General features: G+C 65.3%; 18 protein-coding genes. 3 read left to right on the forward strand and 15 right to left on the reverse strand.

What is annotated here, in order from left to right:
* Window positions 1-16: 16 nt before the first annotated feature.
* The 13 genes from tnpC to RAZWK3B_RS05935 all read right to left on the reverse strand — a co-directional run bounded on the left by tnpC (window position 17) and on the right by RAZWK3B_RS05935 (window position 11,169).
* Window positions 17-1,576, reverse strand: coding sequence for an IS66 family transposase (tnpC, locus tag RAZWK3B_RS05880; protein WP_007813144.1), 1,560 nt, complete (start codon window positions 1,574-1,576; stop codon window positions 17-19).
* A gap of 54 nt (window positions 1,577-1,630) precedes the next feature.
* On the reverse strand, window positions 1,631-1,984 hold the full coding sequence (gene tnpB, locus RAZWK3B_RS05885; RefSeq protein ID WP_007812645.1) for an IS66 family insertion sequence element accessory protein TnpB: 354 nt from the start codon (window positions 1,982-1,984) through the stop codon (window positions 1,631-1,633).
* Entirely contained in the window at window positions 1,981-2,412 is a 432-nt protein-coding gene (gene tnpA / locus RAZWK3B_RS05890; protein ID WP_007813178.1) for an IS66-like element accessory protein TnpA, read from the reverse strand. The genes tnpB and tnpA overlap by 4 nt, the downstream gene beginning before the upstream one ends.
* A gap of 129 nt (window positions 2,413-2,541) precedes the next feature.
* Window positions 2,542-3,231 carry an ABC transporter ATP-binding protein gene (locus RAZWK3B_RS05895; RefSeq protein WP_007813180.1) on the reverse strand — a complete coding sequence of 230 codons (690 nt, stop codon included), beginning with the start codon at window positions 3,229-3,231 and terminating at the stop codon, window positions 2,542-2,544.
* Between the two features lie 148 nt (window positions 3,232-3,379).
* On the reverse strand, window positions 3,380-4,129 hold the full coding sequence (locus RAZWK3B_RS05900) for an ABC transporter ATP-binding protein (RefSeq protein WP_007813181.1): 750 nt from the start codon (window positions 4,127-4,129) through the stop codon (window positions 3,380-3,382).
* Window positions 4,122-5,105: a branched-chain amino acid ABC transporter permease gene (locus RAZWK3B_RS05905; protein ID WP_007813183.1), complete on the reverse strand. Its 984-nt coding sequence runs from the start codon at window positions 5,103-5,105 to the stop codon at window positions 4,122-4,124. Before RAZWK3B_RS05905 ends, RAZWK3B_RS05900 begins: the two co-directional genes overlap by 8 nt.
* On the reverse strand, window positions 5,102-5,620 hold the full coding sequence (locus RAZWK3B_RS21105; protein WP_157132170.1) for a hypothetical protein: 519 nt from the start codon (window positions 5,618-5,620) through the stop codon (window positions 5,102-5,104). Before RAZWK3B_RS21105 ends, RAZWK3B_RS05905 begins: the two co-directional genes overlap by 4 nt.
* Entirely contained in the window at window positions 5,617-6,537 is a 921-nt protein-coding gene (locus tag RAZWK3B_RS05910; RefSeq protein WP_007813184.1) for a branched-chain amino acid ABC transporter permease, read from the reverse strand. Before RAZWK3B_RS05910 ends, RAZWK3B_RS21105 begins: the two co-directional genes overlap by 4 nt.
* A gap of 54 nt (window positions 6,538-6,591) precedes the next feature.
* Entirely contained in the window at window positions 6,592-7,734 is a 1,143-nt protein-coding gene (locus tag RAZWK3B_RS05915; protein WP_007813187.1) for an ABC transporter substrate-binding protein, read from the reverse strand.
* Between the two features lie 32 nt (window positions 7,735-7,766).
* Window positions 7,767-8,003, reverse strand: a complete 237-nt coding sequence (locus RAZWK3B_RS05920; RefSeq protein WP_007813189.1) for an Lrp/AsnC ligand binding domain-containing protein — start codon at window positions 8,001-8,003, stop codon at window positions 7,767-7,769.
* 66 nt (window positions 8,004-8,069) lie between these two features.
* Window positions 8,070-8,513 (reverse strand): PaaI family thioesterase, encoded by a 444-nt coding sequence (locus tag RAZWK3B_RS05925; protein ID WP_007813191.1) that lies wholly within the window; start codon window positions 8,511-8,513, stop codon window positions 8,070-8,072.
* Window positions 8,510-9,529, reverse strand: a complete 1,020-nt coding sequence (locus RAZWK3B_RS05930) for a phosphotransferase family protein (RefSeq protein WP_007813193.1) — start codon at window positions 9,527-9,529, stop codon at window positions 8,510-8,512. The genes RAZWK3B_RS05925 and RAZWK3B_RS05930 overlap by 4 nt, the downstream gene beginning before the upstream one ends.
* Complete coding sequence (locus RAZWK3B_RS05935; protein ID WP_037295193.1) at window positions 9,526-11,169, reverse strand: long-chain fatty acid--CoA ligase; 1,644 nt, start codon at window positions 11,167-11,169, stop codon at window positions 9,526-9,528. Before RAZWK3B_RS05935 ends, RAZWK3B_RS05930 begins: the two co-directional genes overlap by 4 nt.
* A 132-nt stretch (window positions 11,170-11,301) precedes the next feature.
* On the opposite strand from RAZWK3B_RS05935, the gene rpe reads away from it, so the two are divergent.
* From rpe to RAZWK3B_RS05950, 3 genes are read left to right on the forward strand one after another with little or no spacing between them, the layout of a single operon-like run.
* Entirely contained in the window at window positions 11,302-11,991 is a 690-nt protein-coding gene (gene rpe, locus RAZWK3B_RS05940) for a ribulose-phosphate 3-epimerase (RefSeq protein WP_037295195.1), read from the forward strand.
* The gene (gene gph / locus RAZWK3B_RS05945; RefSeq protein ID WP_007813199.1) at window positions 11,988-12,659 is read left to right on the forward strand and encodes a phosphoglycolate phosphatase; all 672 of its coding nucleotides are present in this window, start codon (window positions 11,988-11,990) and stop codon (window positions 12,657-12,659) included. The genes rpe and gph overlap by 4 nt, the downstream gene beginning before the upstream one ends.
* Window positions 12,660-12,707: 48 nt before the next feature.
* Window positions 12,708-13,988 (forward strand): acetylornithine deacetylase/succinyl-diaminopimelate desuccinylase family protein, encoded by a 1,281-nt coding sequence (locus RAZWK3B_RS05950; protein ID WP_007813201.1) that lies wholly within the window; start codon window positions 12,708-12,710, stop codon window positions 13,986-13,988.
* 102 nt (window positions 13,989-14,090) lie between these two features.
* On the opposite strand, the gene panC is transcribed toward RAZWK3B_RS05950, so the two are convergent.
* Both panC and panB read right to left on the reverse strand, forming a co-directional pair.
* Window positions 14,091-14,939, reverse strand: a complete 849-nt coding sequence (gene panC, locus RAZWK3B_RS05955) for a pantoate--beta-alanine ligase (protein ID WP_007813203.1) — start codon at window positions 14,937-14,939, stop codon at window positions 14,091-14,093.
* The gene (gene panB, locus RAZWK3B_RS05960; RefSeq protein ID WP_007813204.1) at window positions 14,936-15,763 is read right to left on the reverse strand and encodes a 3-methyl-2-oxobutanoate hydroxymethyltransferase; all 828 of its coding nucleotides are present in this window, start codon (window positions 15,761-15,763) and stop codon (window positions 14,936-14,938) included. The genes panC and panB overlap by 4 nt, the downstream gene beginning before the upstream one ends.
* Window positions 15,764-15,858: the final 95 nt, after the last annotated feature.

Below are 15,858 nucleotides of genomic sequence, written 5' to 3' on the forward strand. Positions count from 1 at the left end.
GGACAACACTGACGGCTTAGCTTGACGGCTTGAAGTTCCACGGTAGCAAGTCTTCGATATGGTTTTGCGGGTGGCCATTGGCGATCGCTGTGAGGGTTGCCTTGAGATAGGCGAAGGGCTCGACGCCGTTGATTTTGCAGGTTTCGATGAGCGAGGCAATGCGGCCCCAAGCGATGCCGCCCTCGTCGTGACCCGCGAAGAGTGAGTTCTTGCGGTTCAAAGCGATCGGTCGGATCATGTTTTCGACGCGGTTGTTGTCGATCTCGACGCGACCATCAGCCAAGAAGGTCTGCAGCCCGTCCCAGTGATTGTGGATGTAAGTCAGCTTTTCGCCCAAGCGGGATTTGGCAGAGACCTTGCGTCGCTCAGCCTGCAGCCAATCACCGAAGGCCGCGACCAGTGGAGCGCTGTGGGTCTGGCGGGCAGACAATCGCTGGCCGGGGGAGATGCCACGAATGTCAGCTTCTACGGCATAGATCCCGGCGATGCGGCGCAGGCCTTCGGCGGCGATCTCTGATCTATCGCGGTCAAAGACTTCGTTCAGTTTGCGCCGGGCATGGGCCCAGCAATGGGCCACGCGAATGGGATTGCCGCCCTTGCGGGTAGGCTTGGTCAGCCGGTTGTAGCCCTGGTATCCGTCGATCTGAAGGATGCCATCAAAGCCTGTCAGGAATGTTTCGGCATTCTGGCCCGCGCGCCCGGGGGCATAGAAGTAGACCACGCCTGGCGGGTCCTCACCGCCCCATGGTCGGTCATCGCGGGCCAGTGCCCAGAGATACCCGGTTTTGGTTTTGCCGCGCCCTGGGTCCAGCACCGGGGCCGTGGTTTCATCCATGAACAGCTTGCTGGATCGCTTCAGATGGTCGGTCAGCCGGTCGACGACGGGCTTGAGATGGAACGCCGCCTTACCCACCCAATCGGCCAGCACAGCGCGGTGCAGATCAAGACCCGCCCGCGCCAGAATCTGGCTTTGGCGGTATAGTGGCAGGTGGTCGGCATATTTGCTGACCAGCACATGGGCGATGGTCGCCTCGGTCGGCAGGCCGCCCATGATCAGATGCGATGGTGCGGGGGCTTGGGTCACGCCGTCGGTGCAGGTCCGGCAGGCGTATTTCGGGCGCACGGTGACGATGACGCGCAACTGCGCTGGCACGATATCCAGCCGCTCGCTGCGGTCTTCACCGATCTTGTGCATGACGCCACAGCCACAAGGGCAAATCAGGCTCTCGGGTTCGATGACCTCTTCGATGCGGGGCAATGCTGTCGGCAGATTGCCGATGGTGCGCTTCGGCGCAGGCTTGGTTGTCGTCTTGTCACCTGACCTGTCAGCCAGATGTTCCTTCTGCACCTCGACCTCTGCCAGTGCGATGGACAGATCCTCGAACGCCAGCTGTCGCTCATCCTCGGTCAGCTTTTCCGACCGCTTCCCATGCAGGGCATGGTTCAACTCGGCGATCAGGTGCTCTTGCCGTTGGGTTATTTCTGTGAGCGCCGCTACCTTTTCCATCAACGCCAGAACCGCCGCGCGTTGCGCAGCCGGGATAGCGGAAAGATCAAGTTGCGGGGCAGTTTGCATAGGCCATAGCTACCCAGATGCCCCAGTAAAATCACGCAAAAACATATGGTTGATTCACTCTGCCGCAGCAGGGGGGCGCGCCTCTAAGGCTTTAACCTTACGCCAGTCCAGCCCGGCAAACAGCGCCTCGAACTGGGCATGGTTCAACGCCATCACCCCGTCCTTGATCGCAGGCCAGGTGAAGGTTGCCTCCTCCAGTCGCTTGTAAGCCATCACCAGACCGGTGCCGTCCCAGTAAAGAAGCTTCAGCCGATCGGCACGGCGCGATCGGAACACAAACACCGTGCCGGTGAACGGATCCTTGCGCAGCACAGATGACACGATTGCCGCCAGACCATCATGACCTTTCCTGAAGTCCACTGGCTGCGTCGAGACCAGAACCCGCACGCGGTTTGACGGGAACATCATGGCCGCGCCCCGATTGCCCGCACGATCTCGGCAATCCGGTCAGAACTGGTGGTGCCATCGACCCGGATTGTCACACGACCTATCGCAATCTCGATGGGTTTACAGGACAACCCGTCAGGCTTTGTGGGCTGCCCGGCGACAGCCGGCACATCCGCACCGCCGCCACCATCCGACACGACCATCGGTGCAAAACAGAAGCTGTCATCTTCAACCACAGGCAAAACCAACCGGCCATCACGTGCCCGACTACGCCATTCCGATAAATGGTTCGCCCGAAGACCATACCGCGCCGCAACTGCATTCACGCTCACACCTGGCTGCAAACTCTCAGCAACGATCCGAGCCTTTATCTCATCCGGCCAGCGTCGCTGTCCGTTGGTCCTTATGTCCACCCCGTAATCCCGGAGAAACTCCAACGTAGTCGCCATCGCGAAACTCCTGCACCGATCTCCATCGGACATGGCATCGCAGGTCAGACAAGCGGGTAAAAGGTGAGGGCCAGCGACCGCTTACAGATTTGTGTCCATCCCGTACACAAAAGGCCTTGGGCCTGCGGGTTACACGCCGATCAGTCGGGTGGTGATCTCGGGCGTCAGATCGGTGAAGGCCCCGGACCAGACCGACTCGCCGCGCTGCAGGATCACGGCCCGGTCGGCCACCCGGCCCAGCTCGGCCAGCGACTTGTCGACCAGCAGGATCGACAGACCGGTCTCGGCGCGCAATCGGGCGATGGCTGACCAGATTTCCTGCCGGACGATGGGGGCCAGACCCTCGGTCGCCTCATCGAGGATCAGAAGACGCGGATTGGTCATCAACGCGCGTCCGATGGCCAGCATCTGCTGTTCGCCTCCCGACAATGTCGCAGCCCCCTGAGTGCGCCGTTCGGCCAGCCTCGGGAAAAGCCCGGTCACCCGCGCGACATCCCAATGCCCGGGTCGGGCGGCGGCGATCAGGTTTTCATGCACGCTGAGATTGGGAAAGACACGCCGCCCCTCGGGCACAAGCCCCAGGCCAAGCCGCGCCGCCCGGTGCGAGGGCAGGCGCAGGATATCGGTTCCGTCAAATGTGATCCGGCCCGAGCGCACCGGGATCATCCGGCAGATCGTCTTGATGGTGGTGGACTTGCCCATGCCGTTGCGCCCCATGAGCGCCAGCACCTCGCCCTCGGCCAGATCGAGCGACACCCCGAAAAGCGCCTGCGTCGCGCCATAGCTGGCCGTGACGGACTCAAGGCGAAGCAGGCTCATCGCGGGTCTCCGTGGCGGGTCTCGGCGCTTTTCGAGTATTTGAAGAACGGTGAAATCTGCAGACAGGCTTTCATCGTTCCCGAAATACTCCCGCCGGAGGCATCCGGGGCAAGCCGCCAAGAGGCACGGGCGGGCATGGGGCGGGCGGTCATGATCCTTCCCCAAGATAGGCGGCGCGCACATCCGGATTGGCGCGGATCTCGTCCACCGTGCCGGTGGCGATGATCTGGCCATAGACCAGCACGCTGAGCCGGTCGGCGAGGGCGAAGACGGCGTCCATGTCGTGTTCCACCAGCAGGATCGGGGCCTCGTCGCGCAGGCTGTCGAGAAAGCCGGTCATCTGGCGTGAGCCTTCGGCGCCCATGCCGGCCATCGGCTCGTCCATGATGAAGGCGCGGGGCTTTAGGGTGAGGGCGACCGCGACTTCGAGTTGCCGGCGCTGGCCGTGGCTGAGTTCGGCGGTGACGGTGGCGGCCTGATCGGCCAGCCCGACACGGTCGAGGGCTGCGAGGGCGGTGTCGCGCAGGTCGCGCTGCGCCAATGCGGGGCGGATCAGCCCCAGGGGGCCGCCGCGCGCGCCCAAGGCGCCCAGGGTGACGTTCTGCAGAACCGTGTCCTCCATCGCCAGCGCCGAGATCTGGAAGGTGCGGGCCAGACCCATGCGGGCGCGGGCGCGGGTGGAAAGGCCGGTGACGTCCTGCCCCAGAAAGCTGATGCGGCCTGCATCCGGCGCAAGGCCGCCGCAGATCTGCGCGATCAGGGTGGATTTGCCGGCGCCGTTGGGGCCGATGATGGCGTGGATTTCACCCGGGCGCAGGTCGAGGCTGACATTGTCGGAGGCGCGTACGGCGCCGAAGGCTTTTGTTAATCCTTTTGTGGCAAGAATAGTGTCAGTCATGGGCCACCTGTCTGCCCGCCAGAAGCCCGATCACCCCGCCGCGCGCGAAGAGCACCACCAGCAGAAGAAGGAGGCCGAGCCAGATCATCCAGAACTCGGACAGCCCGCCCAGCATGTGTTCGAGCGTGATGAAGAGCGCCGCGCCCGCGACCGGGCCATAGAGCCGCGCGACGCCGCCCAGGATGATGAAGACCATGATCTCGCCGCTCATCTGCCAGGAGAACATCGTGGGGCTGACGAAGCGGTTGAGATCGGCGAAGAGCGCGCCGGCCAGACCGGTGATCGCGCCGGAGATCACGAAAGCGGTGAGCCGCAGGCGGAATGGGCTGAGGCCGATCGTCTCGACCCTTGTGGGGTTTTGCCGCGCGGCGTTGAGCGCAAGTCCGAAGGGCGAGCGCGCCAGCCGGGCGTTGAACCACAGCGCAAGGGCGAGGGCGGCGAAGCAGATCCCGAAGAACTGGATCGGATCGAGCGTGTTGAGGCCGGGAAAGTCGTTGCGCACATAGATCGACAGCCCGTCCTCGCCGCCATAGGCGGGCCATGAGATGGCGAAGAAATAGAACATCTGTCCGAAGGCGAGTGTAATCATGATGAAATAGACCCCCGAGGTGCGCAGCGACAGGGCGCCGATCACCAGGGCTGCGAGGGCCGAGGTGAGTATGGCGACGAGCCATATCACCGGCATGGATTTGGTCCCTTCGATCAGGAGGGGGCTGTCCATCAGGGGGCTGAAGCTTTGGGCATGGCTGGCGAGGATGCCCATCGCATAGCCGCCGATCCCGAAGAACGCGGCATGGCCGAGGCTGACCAGCCCGCCGAGGCCGAGCGCGATGTTGAGCCCGACGCCTGCCAGCGCGAGGATCGCCACGCGGGTGGCAAGGGTGATGGTGAAGGGCTCGTCCGCGACCCATGCCCAGAGCGGCACCGCCAGAAGCCCCAGCAGAAGGGCCGTGTTGATCAGGCGTTCGCGGGTCATAGGCTGCCTCTGGGGTTGCCATGGGGCGGGTGGAAGGAAAGGAGCGCTGTCCGGGCGCGCGCAGCGGCAAGGCGCCTTACGCCGGGGCTGCGCGGGTCGGCGGGCGCTGTGGGACTGCCGTGGCTGTGGCGTGCGCGTGTGGGCGGCGGGACGAGGGCTGTGCGGGTCACGGGCTGTCCATGCAATGAGCAGGGCTGCGGCGTGCCTTGGGGGGCGGTGATGTGCGTGCCGGTGGCGTCCAGTGGGATGAGGGCTGAGCGGGTCACGGGCTGTCCCTGCAATGAGCAGGGCTGCGGCGTGCCTTGCGGGGCGGTGATGTGCGCGCTGGTGGGGTCCAGCGGGGCGAGGGCTGCGCGGGTCAGGGGCTTTCCATGCAATGAGCCGAGCGGTGGCATGCCTTGGGATGCGGTGATGTGCGCGCCGGCGGCGGCCAGCGGGGCGAGGATGCGGGTCACGGGCTGGCTTCGAGGCGGGCGCGCAAGCGACTGATGAGAGGGGCGGGAGAGGGGTGTCATGCGCTGCCTCCGAAGAGGCCGCGGGGGCGCCAGATCAGCACGCAGGCCATCAGGATATAGATCAGCATCGACGCCAGCGCCGATCCGGTGGTGGAGGCCGAGGACGTGTCCATGAAGAGTTTGAACAACTCGGGCAGCAGCAGACCGCCCAGCGTATCGGTCAGACCGACCAGCAGCGCGCCCACCAGCGCGCCGCGAATCGAGCCGATGCCGCCGATCACGATCACCACGAAGGCGAGGATCAGCACCGGCTCGCCCATGCCGACCTGCACCGACTGGATCGCGCCCACCATCGCCCCGGCGAGCCCGGCAAGGGCCGCGCCGAGCGCGAACACGATCGTATAGAGCCGCGAGATGTCGATGCCGAGCGCCGCGATCATCTCGCGATCCGATTCGCCCGCGCGGATACGGATGCCGAGCCGGGTGCGAGAGATCAGCCAGAAGAGCGCCGCCGCCACCGCAAGCCCCGTCCCGATGATCGCCAGGCGATAGAGCGAATATTCGATCCCGCCGGGCAGGCTGACCGGTCCCGAGAGCCAGTCGGGAATGTCGAGAAACAGCGGGAAGGACCCGAACACCCAGCGGGTGGTTTCCGAAAAGATCAGGATCAGCGCGAAGGTGGCGAGCACCTGATCGAGATGGTCGCGGTCATAAAGCCTGCGCATCACCAGCATTTCGACCAGCGCGCCCGCCGCGGCCGCCGCCGTCAGCGCCGCCGCGAGCGCCAGCAGGAACGAGCCGGTCGCCCCGGCCACGGCCGCGGCGGCGAAGGCGCCGATCATGTAGAGCGAGCCATGCGCCAGATTGATCAGCCCCATCACCCCGAACACGAGCGTCAGCCCCGCGGCCATGAGGAAAAGCATGACCCCGAACTGAAGCCCGTTCAGGACCTGTTCGATGAAAAGCAGCACTGTCACGAAAAACCGGTCTCCGGTTGCGGGCGGGCGCGAGGGGCACCCGCCCGAAAGAGGTTACATCTTGCACTCGTCCACGTAGACGTTGGAGTGATCCTCGAGCGCGACACCGACGATCTTGTTGGTGAAGATATCGCCTTCCTTGATCACTTCGCGCACGTAGATGTCCTGCACCGGGTGGTTGTTGGCGGCGAACGAGAAGTCGCCCCGGACGCTGTCGAAATCGGCGGCTTTCAGGGCCGCGCGGAACGCCTCGGCATCGGAGATGTCGGCGCTGGCGAGAGCCGACAGCAGGAGGTTGGCGGTGTCATAGCCTTGCGCTGCATAGAGCGAGGGCAGGCGGCCATATTCGGCCTGAAACGCCTCGACGAAGGTGGCGTTGGCGGCGTTGTCGATGTCCTTGTTCCACTGGCTTGTGTTGATCACGCCGAGGGCAGCGTCGCCGACGGCCTGCAAAATGCCCTGATCGAAGCTGAAGGCGGGGCCGACCACGGGGATGTCCAGACCGCTTTCGGCATATTGCTTGAGGAAGGAAATCCCCATGCCGCCGGGCAGGAAGAAGAACACGCTATCGGCGCCCGAGGCCCGGATCTGGGCGATTTCGGCGGCGTAGTCGGTTTGCCCCAGCTGGGTGTAGATCTCGCCGGCGAGACCCCCGCCGTAAAGCCGTTTGAAGCCGGTGAGGCTGTCTTGGCCTGCCGGGTAGTTGGGGGCGAGGATGAAGGGATTGGTGTAGCCTGCGTTCTTGACATAGGCGCCCGCGGCCTCGTGCAGGTTGTCGTTCTGGTAGGAGACCGAGAAGTAATTGGGATGGCAGCCTTTGCCAGCAAGCGCCGAAGGGGCGGCGTTGGTGGACAGGTAGAACTTGCCCTGTGCGGTGGCGGCGGGCACCACGGCCATGGCGAGGTTGGACCACACGATGCCGGTGAGCACGTCGACCTTGTCGGACTGGATCATCTTGTCGGCCAGTTGCACCGCGATGTCGGGCTTGCGCTGATCGTCTTCGATCACCACGTCGGGGGCCGCGTCGCCGGCCATTTTCATCGCCAGCATGAAGCCGTCGCGGGTGTCGATGCCAAGCCCGGCGCCGCCGCCCGACAGGGTGGTGATCATGCCGACCTTGACCGAGCTGTCCTGTGCCGTCGCGGCGGTGGCCATCAGGCCCATGCAGGCCGCGGCCACGAGTGATTTGAATGTCATCGGATCGTCTCTCCCTTGAGGTTTTTTATAGGTCAGAACGCCTTGAAGGTCAGCGTTGTTTCGGTGCGTTCGATCCCGTCGATATCGAGCAGGTGATCGTTGATGTATTTGCCCGTGTCCTGTTCGTCGGGAATGTAGAGCTTGAGCAGAAGGTCGAACGGGCCGGAGGTGGAATAAAGCTCGGAATGGATTTCGCGCAGGGCGATATCCTCGGCCACACGGTAGGAGGTGCCGGGTTTGCAGCGGATGTTGACGAACACGGGGCGCATGGTGTGACCTCTTGTGAATCCGGCGGTATTTAAACGCGAAAGCCGGGGGAATGGAAACGGCGAATTTCAGGCGCCGGGCGCGCCGCGATAGCGAAACACCCCGGTGCCGGTGGCGATCAGCCGGCCGGTGTCGTCCTGCACCGTGCCTTCGGCGAAAAAGGTCTTGCGGCCGCCGCCGGTGACGCGGGCCTCGGCGATCAGGCGGCTGCCCTGCGCCTGGCCCAGATAATTGACCGTGAGCGACAGGGTCAGAGCCATCTGCCGCAGGTCCGGATCGCCGGTGAAGCAGCCCGAAAAGCCCATCGCGGTATCCAGAAGCGTTGCATGCAGCCCGCCATGCGGCAGGCCCTGACGGTTCAGAAGTTCGGGCACCATGGGCGCCTCGACGCGCGCCCAGCCCTTGCGCCAGCCGGTCATGGCGATGCCCAGATGGGTGGCCAGCGGCGAGGGCGGCTCGAAGAGGTCGGGGGAAACGGAGCCGGTGTCGTGGTCTTTGTTTGTGTCGGTCATTTGAGGGTTGCCTTTAGCCCCTGACGGGCGAATTGCGGAACATATGCGCCCAGTTGCAGGCCGCGTTCGGGATCGGACGCGTTGCCATCAAGGGCGCGTTTGCGGACCCCCTGAAGGATCGCGGCCATGCGGAAATGACAGAAGGCGAGATAAAACTCAAACCGCTCGATCCCGTCAAGGCCGCGACGGGCGCAATAGGCGTCGATGAAGTGCGCATCCTCCCAAAGCCCGAGGGCGGCGCGGTCGACCCCGGCCAGCCCGCGCCCTTCGGCGGTGTGGGGCATCGACCATTGCATGATGACGGCGGCGAGATCGGCATAGGGATGGCCGATGGTCGACAGCTCCCAGTCCAGCACGGCGGCGATCTGGGGGCTGTCGGGCGCGAACAGCAGGTTGTCGAGCCGGTAATCGCCATGCACCAGCCGGCGCTGGCCGTCATCGGCGGGCATGTTGGCGCCGAGCCAGCCGATCAGCGCGTCCATGTCGGGCAGATCGTCGGTTTGCGTCGCGCGATATTGCTTGGTCCAGCGATCGAGCTGGCGCGCGTAGTAATTGCCAGAGGGGCCGAAATCCGACAGGCCGACGGCGTCGATATCGACCTCGTGGATGGCGGCAAGGCAGGCATTCATCGCGCCGATCATGGCGGAGCGGTCTTCGGGCGAGACGTCGGGCAGGGCGGGATCGTCGAAATTGCGGCCCGCCACGGCCTGCATCACATAGAAGGCCGAGCCGATCACATCGGGATCCTCGCAGAGCACATGCATCCGCGCCACGGGCACATCGGTGGCGCCAAGCGCCTGTTGCACGCGAAACTCACGCTCGACCGCATGGGCGGATTTCAGCAGCACGCCGGGCGGCTTGCGGCGCAGAACATAGGCGCCCGAGGGTGTATCGAGCCGGTAGGTCGGGTTCGATTGCCCGCCGGAAAACTTGGTGGCGGTGACCGGTCCGCGAAACCCCGGAAGATGGGCGGCCAGCCAGAGCGACAGGGCGTCTGTGTCAAGCGGCTGGCTCATGTCGTGGCCCCGCGCAGATCGGGCAGCACGTAATCGGCGAACTGGCGGCGCAGTGTCAGCTTCGAGATCTTGCCCGTCGCGGTCAGCGGCAGCGCATCGACAAAGAGGATATCGTCGGGCAACTGCCATTTGGCGAAATGCGGGGCCATATGGGCGTGGATATCGGTCAGCGTGGGGCGCGCGTCGCCCTGCGGGACGACGACCAGAACGGGCCGTTCGTCCCATTTGGGATGGGGCACCGCGATCACCGCACAGGCCCGGATGCCGGGATGCGAGGTGGCGGCGTTTTCAAGGTCGATCGAGCTGATCCATTCGCCGCCCGATTTCACCAGATCCTTGGCCCGGTCGCGGATCACCAACTGCCCCTCAGCCGTGATCGAGGCGACATCGCCGGTGCCGAACCAGCCTTGGGCATCCATCGCGGCGGCACTGGCCTGATCGTTGCGGAAATAGCCGGAAATCACGGTATTGCCGCGCACGTAAAGCTCGCCCGTGGTGGTGCCGTCATGCGGCATCGCGGTGCCGTGATCGTCGACGATCTTGAACTCCAGCCCGAATTTGCGGCGGCCCGCGCTGGTCTTGATCGGCATTTGCTGCGCCAGAGGCGCGCCCTGCAGGGGGGGCGGGATCATGCCATGGGTGCCGATGGGGCTCATTTCCGTCATGCCCCAGGCCTGCGAGACGGTGACGCCATATCCCTCATAGGCCTCGATCATCGACGGGGGGGCTGCCGATCCGCCCACGATCAGGTCGCGGAAGGCCGAAGGCGCGCGGCCCTGCGCGGTGATTTCCGACAAAAGCCCGGCCCAGACGGTCGGCACGCCCCATGACGAATAGACATTCTGATCCTCCATCAGCCGCCAGAGGCTGGCGCCGTCGAGATGCGGGCCGGGCATCACCAGCGTCATGCCGGTGAGCGGCGCGGTATAGGGCAGGCCCCAGGCGTTGACATGGAACATCGGCACCACGGGCATCATCCGCCGCCCGGCGATAAAGCTGGAGGTTTGCGCCAGTGGCACGGTCAGCGCATGCAGCACGGTGGAGCGCTGCGAATAAAGCGCGCCCTTGGGGTGGCCGGTGGTGCCCGACGTGTAGCACAGGCCCGAGGCGGTGTCCTCGGGCAGGTGGGGCCAGTCGAAGCTATCGGGCTGGCCCTGCAGCAGATCTTCGTAGTTCAGCGTATCGAGCGGCGTTTCGGGCATTGCGCCGGCATCGGTCAGGACGATCACGCGCACCCCTTCGGGCAGCGCATCGCGCAGCGTCTCGGCCACGGGCACGAGGCTGGCATCGACACAGAGGATGCGGTCCTCGGCATGGGCGATGATATAGGCCAGCTGTTCGGCGGGCAGGCGGGGGTTGAGCGTGTGGCACACCGCGCCCATCCCGGAAATGGCGTAATAGAGCTCCACATGGCGGTGGCCGTTCCATGCCAGCGTGGCGACGCGGTCGCCTTGCGCGATGCCCATGGCGCGCAGCGCATGGGCGGCCTGTGCCGCGCGCGCGAGCGTTTCGGGATAGCTTTGGCTGTGGATGTCGCCGGTGTCGCGGGCCGAGACGATGCCCTGCTCGGCAAAGGCTTCGGCGGCATGGATCAGGATGTCGATGATCCTCAGCGGGCGATGCTGCATCATGCCTTTCATCGGCGTCCTGTCTCCTGCCTGTCGCGCGGTGACGGTGACCGTGGCACGAAAGCGGAGCGGGATCAATTCCGCCGGGGTCTTGACCTTGGCCCGATCAGGCCGCATGTGCAGGACGACCAAGGAGGTGCCGTCATGTCATTCGACCGTTCCCTGAAGATCGCGCCGTCGATCCTTTCCGCCGATTTCGCCAATTTCGGCGCCGAGATCAGGGCGGTGGAGGCCGAGGGCGCGGATTGGATCCATGTCGATGTGATGGATGGGCATTTCGTCCCCAACCTGACCTTCGGGCCGCCGATGTGCGCCGCGATCCGCCCGCATATCAAGACGGTGATGGATGTGCATCTGATGATCGCGCCGGTCGATCCCTATATCGACGCCTTCGCCGCCGCGGGCGCCGATATCCTGACCGCCCATCTGGAGGCCGGACCGCATGTGCACCGCACCCTTCAGGCTATTCGCGGCGCGGGCTGCAAGGCGGGTCTGGCGCTGAACCCCGGCACGGGCATCGGCGATATCGAGCATCTGCTGGATATGGTGGACCTGATCTGCGTGATGACGGTGAATCCGGGCTTCGGCGGGCAGAAATTCATCCATAGCCAGATCGAGAAGGTCCGCCGCCTGCGCCAGATGATCGGCGACCGGCCCATCCATATCGAGATCGATGGCGGCATCACGCCCGAAACCGCGCCGTTGATGACGCAGGCCGGCGCCGATGTGCTGGTGGCGGGATCGGCGGTGTTCAAGGGTGGCAGCGTGAGCAACCCGGCGCCTTATGGTGACAATATCCGCGCCATCAAGGCCGCCTGCGCGACCATGGCATGAGCGGCGCTGTCATCTTCGATCTCGATGGTACGTTGGTGGACAGCGCGCCCGACATCTGCGCCGCCGCAGGCTCGGTGATCGCGCGCTATGGGCTGGAGCCGCTGACACTCGAGCAGACGCGCAGCTATGTGGGCCACGGGGCCGAACAGTTCGTGCAGCGCTGTCTTGCGGCGCGTGGCGTGGCAGACCGGCCGGGGCTGAAGGCCGAGGTGCTGGCGGGATTTCTGGACATCTACGAAAGCGCCGTGAGCCTGACGGTGCCCTATCCGCGGGTTGTTGCGACGCTCGAGCAGTTGGCGGGCATGGGGCTTGCGCTGGGCGTGTGCACCAACAAGCCCGCGGCGCCTGCGCATGCGGTGCTGCGCCATCTGGGGCTGGACCGGCATTTCGCGGTGGTGATCGGTGGCGACAGCCTGCCTGTGCGCAAGCCCGATCCCGCGCCCCTGCACGCGGCGATCGCCGGTCTGGGGGCAACGGCCACGGTCTTCGTGGGCGACAGCGAGGTGGATGCCGAAACGGCGCAGCGCGCGGGCGTGGCTTTCGCCCTTTTTACCGAGGGCTATCGAAAGGCGCCGGTCTCGGATCTGCCGCATGACGCCGCGTTTGACGATTTCGCCGACCTGCCGGGGATCGTGCAGGGGTGCCTGGGGCTGAACGGCGTGGCGTGATGCGGGTTTGGATGCTAGGCTCTGCCATGACCGGATGAGGGAGAGGGCATGAGCATCGCAGACAGGCTGCGGGCCGAGATCGCGGGGCGGCGCGACGATCTGGTGGCGCTGACGCAGGATCTGATCCGTATTCCGACACTGAACCCACCCGGCGCGAATTACCGCGAGATCTGCGACTATCTGGATCGCCGTCTCAGGGCTTCGGGCTTTGCCACCGAGCTTGTCCGTGCCACCGGCGCGCCCGGCGACAGCGACAGATATCCGCGCTGGAACATCGTGGCGCGCAAAAGCGGCGCGCGGGCCGGGCCTTGCGTGCATTTCAATGCGCATATCGACGTGGTCGAGGCCGGTCACGGCTGGACGGTGGATCCTTTCGGCGGCCTGCTGCGCGAGGGGCACATCTATGGGCGGGGGGCCTGCGACATGAAGGGCGGGCTGGCCGCGAGCATCGTGGCTGCCGAGGCCTTCATCGCCGTGCTGCCCGATTTTGCCGGCGCCATCGAGATCAGCGGGACGGCGGATGAGGAATCGGGCGGCTTCGGCGGCGTGGCCTATCTGGCCGAGCGTGGCTGGTTCGACCCTGCGCGCGTGCAGCATGTCATCATCCCCGAACCGCTGAACAAAGATCGCATCTGCCTTGGTCATCGCGGCGTCTGGTGGGCGGAGATCGAAACCAAGGGCGAGATCGCCCATGGCTCGATGCCGTTTCTGGGCGATTGCGCGGTGCGCCACATGGGCGCCGTGATCGCCGAGATGGAAGCGCGCCTCTTCCCGGCGCTCGCCCAAAAGCGCACCGCGATGCCTGTGGTCCCCGAAGGCGCGCGGCAATCCACGCTGAACATCAACTCGATCCATGGAGGCGCGCCCGAACCGCCCGAGGACGATACCGGCCTGCCATCGCCTTGCGTGCCGGATCGCTGCCGCATGGTGATCGATCGGCGGTTCCTCATTGAAGAGGATATCGCCGAGGTCGAGGCCGAAATCCGCGCGCTGCTGGAGACACTGCGCGAAGGCCGGCCCGGCTTCGACTATGACATTCGCGAATTGCACCGGGTGCTGCCCACCATGACCCGCCGCGACGCGCCTGTGGTGGGCGCCGTGGCGCGCGCGGTTCGCGCCGTCTTCGACCGCGAGGCCGAATACGTGGTCAGCCCCGGCACCTATGACCAGAAGCATATCGACCGCATCGGACGCCTGAAGAACTGCATCGCCTATGGGCCGGGCATCCTCGATCTGGCGCACAAGCCCGACGAATGGGTGGGGGTCGAGGACATGATGCAATCCGCGACCGTCATGGCGCTGGCGCTGCATGAACTGCTGGCAGATTAGGTCCACCCTGCTTTCATCGTTCCGAAAATACTCGAATAACAGCGACTGCGGCCAGTGCCGCTATTTGAGTATTTCGGGAACGGTGACGCCGGGGAGGGGGTTTCAGATCGCGATGTTGTCGATCAGCCGCACACCGGCCAGCCATGCGGCCGCGAAGAGGCGCGCGGGGCGGTTGGGGGTATCGAGCAGCGACAGGTCGTCATTGGCGCGGATCTCGAGATAGTCGACCTGTGTGAAGCCCGCCAATTCCAGCCGGGCGATGGCGGCGGCCTGCAGGGTGGCGAAGGGCTGACCCTCTGCGATGCCGGCGGCGATGGTTTCCATTTCCTCGTGCAGGCGGGGCGCGATGGTGCGGGCACGGTCCGACAAAAGCAGGTTGCGCGAGGCCATCGCCAGCCCGTCGATCTCGCGGATCGTGGGGCAGCCATGCACGGTGATCGGGATATCAAGATCCGCGGCCATGCGGCGCACCACCTGCAATTGCTGGAAATCCTTTTCGCCGAAGAAGGCATGATCGGCGGAGGTTTGCAGGAAGAGCTTTGTGACCACCGTGGCCACCCCGTCGAAATGGCCGGGACGGTGCGCGCCTTCCATCACATCCGTCAGCCCGGCGACGGAGACGGTGGTCGCGAAATGCGTGGGATAGATCTGGTCGGCGTCCGGCACATAGAGCGCATCGACCGAGAAGCGGGCCAGTTTGGCCGCGTCCTCGAGCTCGGTGCGCGGATAATTCGCCAGATCCTCGGGATTGTTGAATTGCTTGGGATTCACGAAGATCGTGACGATCACCCGGTCGCAGCGCGCCTTGGCCGCCGCCACCAGCGACAGGTGCCCGTCATGCAGCGCGCCCATCGTGGGCACCACGCCGATCGTCTCGCCGGCCCGGCGCCATCCTTGGGTGGCGGCACGCAGATCGTCCAAGGTGCGGACGATGGGCGCGGGCGTGCTCATTGGCCGGGCGCCTTGTCGGAGAAGGTGTGTTCGGCGGCCGGGAAGCTGCGGGCGCGGACCTCGTCGGCATAGGCGCGGATCGCGGCCTCGCCATCGGCGCCGAGCGTGGCATAGCGCTTGACGAATTTCGGCTTGAAGGCGGTGAAGAGCCCGAGCATGTCGTCGACCACGAGGATCTGCCCGTCGCAGCCCACAGAGGCGCCGATCCCGATGGTGGGGATGGAGATCTCGGCGGTGATCCGGTCGGCCAGCGTGGCGGGGACTTTTTCGAGCACCACGGAAAACGCGCCGGCCTCGGCCACGGCCCGGGCATCGGCCAGAAGTGCGTCGGCCTGATCGGCGCGGCCCTGCACCTTGTAGCCGCCGAGCGTGTTGATCGATTGCGGGGTCAGTCCGATATGGGCCATCACCGGCACGCCGCGCGCCACCAGAAAGGCGATCGTCTCGGCCATGTGGCGCCCGCCTTCGAGCTTGACCGCCGCGGCACCGGTTTCGCGCATGATCCGCGCGGCATTGGCGAAGGCCTGTTTGGGGCTTTCCTCGTAAGAGCCGAAGGGCATGTCGATCACCAGCATGGTGGTGGTCAGCCCGCGGGCCACCGCCTGACCGTGCAGGATCATCATCTCCATGGTCACCCCGAGGGTCGAGGGCATCCCGTGCAGCACCATGCCCACCGAATCGCCCACCAGGGCGAAATCGCAGACCCCGTCCATCATCCGGGCCATCGGCGTGGTATAGGCCGTCAGGCTGACGATCGGCATGGTGCCTTTCATCGACTTGATGTCATCGGGCAGGGGGGCGGTTTTCTTGGCGGTTGCGCTCATGGTCTGGTCACCGGATCAAGGGGGTTGCGGGTCTGATTGGGGCGTTCCGCCTTTGCACTGAGACATCAGCGACAGGTGGAACGCGTGCAACGATT

Origin of the sequence: Roseobacter sp. AzwK-3b (genome assembly GCF_000170875.1) — a bacterium.
GTDB classification, from domain to species: Bacteria; Pseudomonadota; Alphaproteobacteria; order Rhodobacterales; family Rhodobacteraceae; genus Roseovarius; species Roseovarius litoreus.

Coding starts and splice junctions, on each gene's coding strand:
- tnpA (WP_007813178.1), bottom strand. CDS start 2,412: ATGGCGACTACGTTGGAGTTTCTCCGGGATTACGGGGTGGACATAAGG.
- RAZWK3B_RS05920 (WP_007813189.1), bottom strand. CDS start 8,003: ATGCGCCCCGTGTTCGTCAACATCCGCTGCAAACCCGGCACCTCCTAC.
- rpe (WP_037295195.1), top strand. CDS start 11,302: ATGTCATTCGACCGTTCCCTGAAGATCGCGCCGTCGATCCTTTCCGCC.
- RAZWK3B_RS05930 (WP_007813193.1), bottom strand. CDS start 9,529: ATGAGCCAGCCGCTTGACACAGACGCCCTGTCGCTCTGGCTGGCCGCC.
- RAZWK3B_RS05900 (WP_007813181.1), bottom strand. CDS start 4,129: ATGACTGACACTATTCTTGCCACAAAAGGATTAACAAAAGCCTTCGGC.
- RAZWK3B_RS05935 (WP_037295193.1), bottom strand. CDS start 11,169: ATGAAAGGCATGATGCAGCATCGCCCGCTGAGGATCATCGACATCCTG.
- RAZWK3B_RS05950 (WP_007813201.1), top strand. CDS start 12,708: ATGAGCATCGCAGACAGGCTGCGGGCCGAGATCGCGGGGCGGCGCGAC.
- tnpB (WP_007812645.1), bottom strand. CDS start 1,984: ATGATGTTCCCGTCAAACCGCGTGCGGGTTCTGGTCTCGACGCAGCCA.
- tnpC (WP_007813144.1), bottom strand. CDS start 1,576: ATGCAAACTGCCCCGCAACTTGATCTTTCCGCTATCCCGGCTGCGCAA.
- RAZWK3B_RS05905 (WP_007813183.1), bottom strand. CDS start 5,105: ATGACCCGCGAACGCCTGATCAACACGGCCCTTCTGCTGGGGCTTCTG.
- gph (WP_007813199.1), top strand. CDS start 11,988: ATGAGCGGCGCTGTCATCTTCGATCTCGATGGTACGTTGGTGGACAGC.
- RAZWK3B_RS05925 (WP_007813191.1), bottom strand. CDS start 8,513: ATGACCGACACAAACAAAGACCACGACACCGGCTCCGTTTCCCCCGAC.
- panB (WP_007813204.1), bottom strand. CDS start 15,763: ATGAGCGCAACCGCCAAGAAAACCGCCCCCCTGCCCGATGACATCAAG.
- panC (WP_007813203.1), bottom strand. CDS start 14,939: ATGAGCACGCCCGCGCCCATCGTCCGCACCTTGGACGATCTGCGTGCC.
- RAZWK3B_RS05915 (WP_007813187.1), bottom strand. CDS start 7,734: ATGACATTCAAATCACTCGTGGCCGCGGCCTGCATGGGCCTGATGGCC.
- RAZWK3B_RS05895 (WP_007813180.1), bottom strand. CDS start 3,231: ATGAGCCTGCTTCGCCTTGAGTCCGTCACGGCCAGCTATGGCGCGACG.
- RAZWK3B_RS21105 (WP_157132170.1), bottom strand. CDS start 5,620: ATGACACCCCTCTCCCGCCCCTCTCATCAGTCGCTTGCGCGCCCGCCT.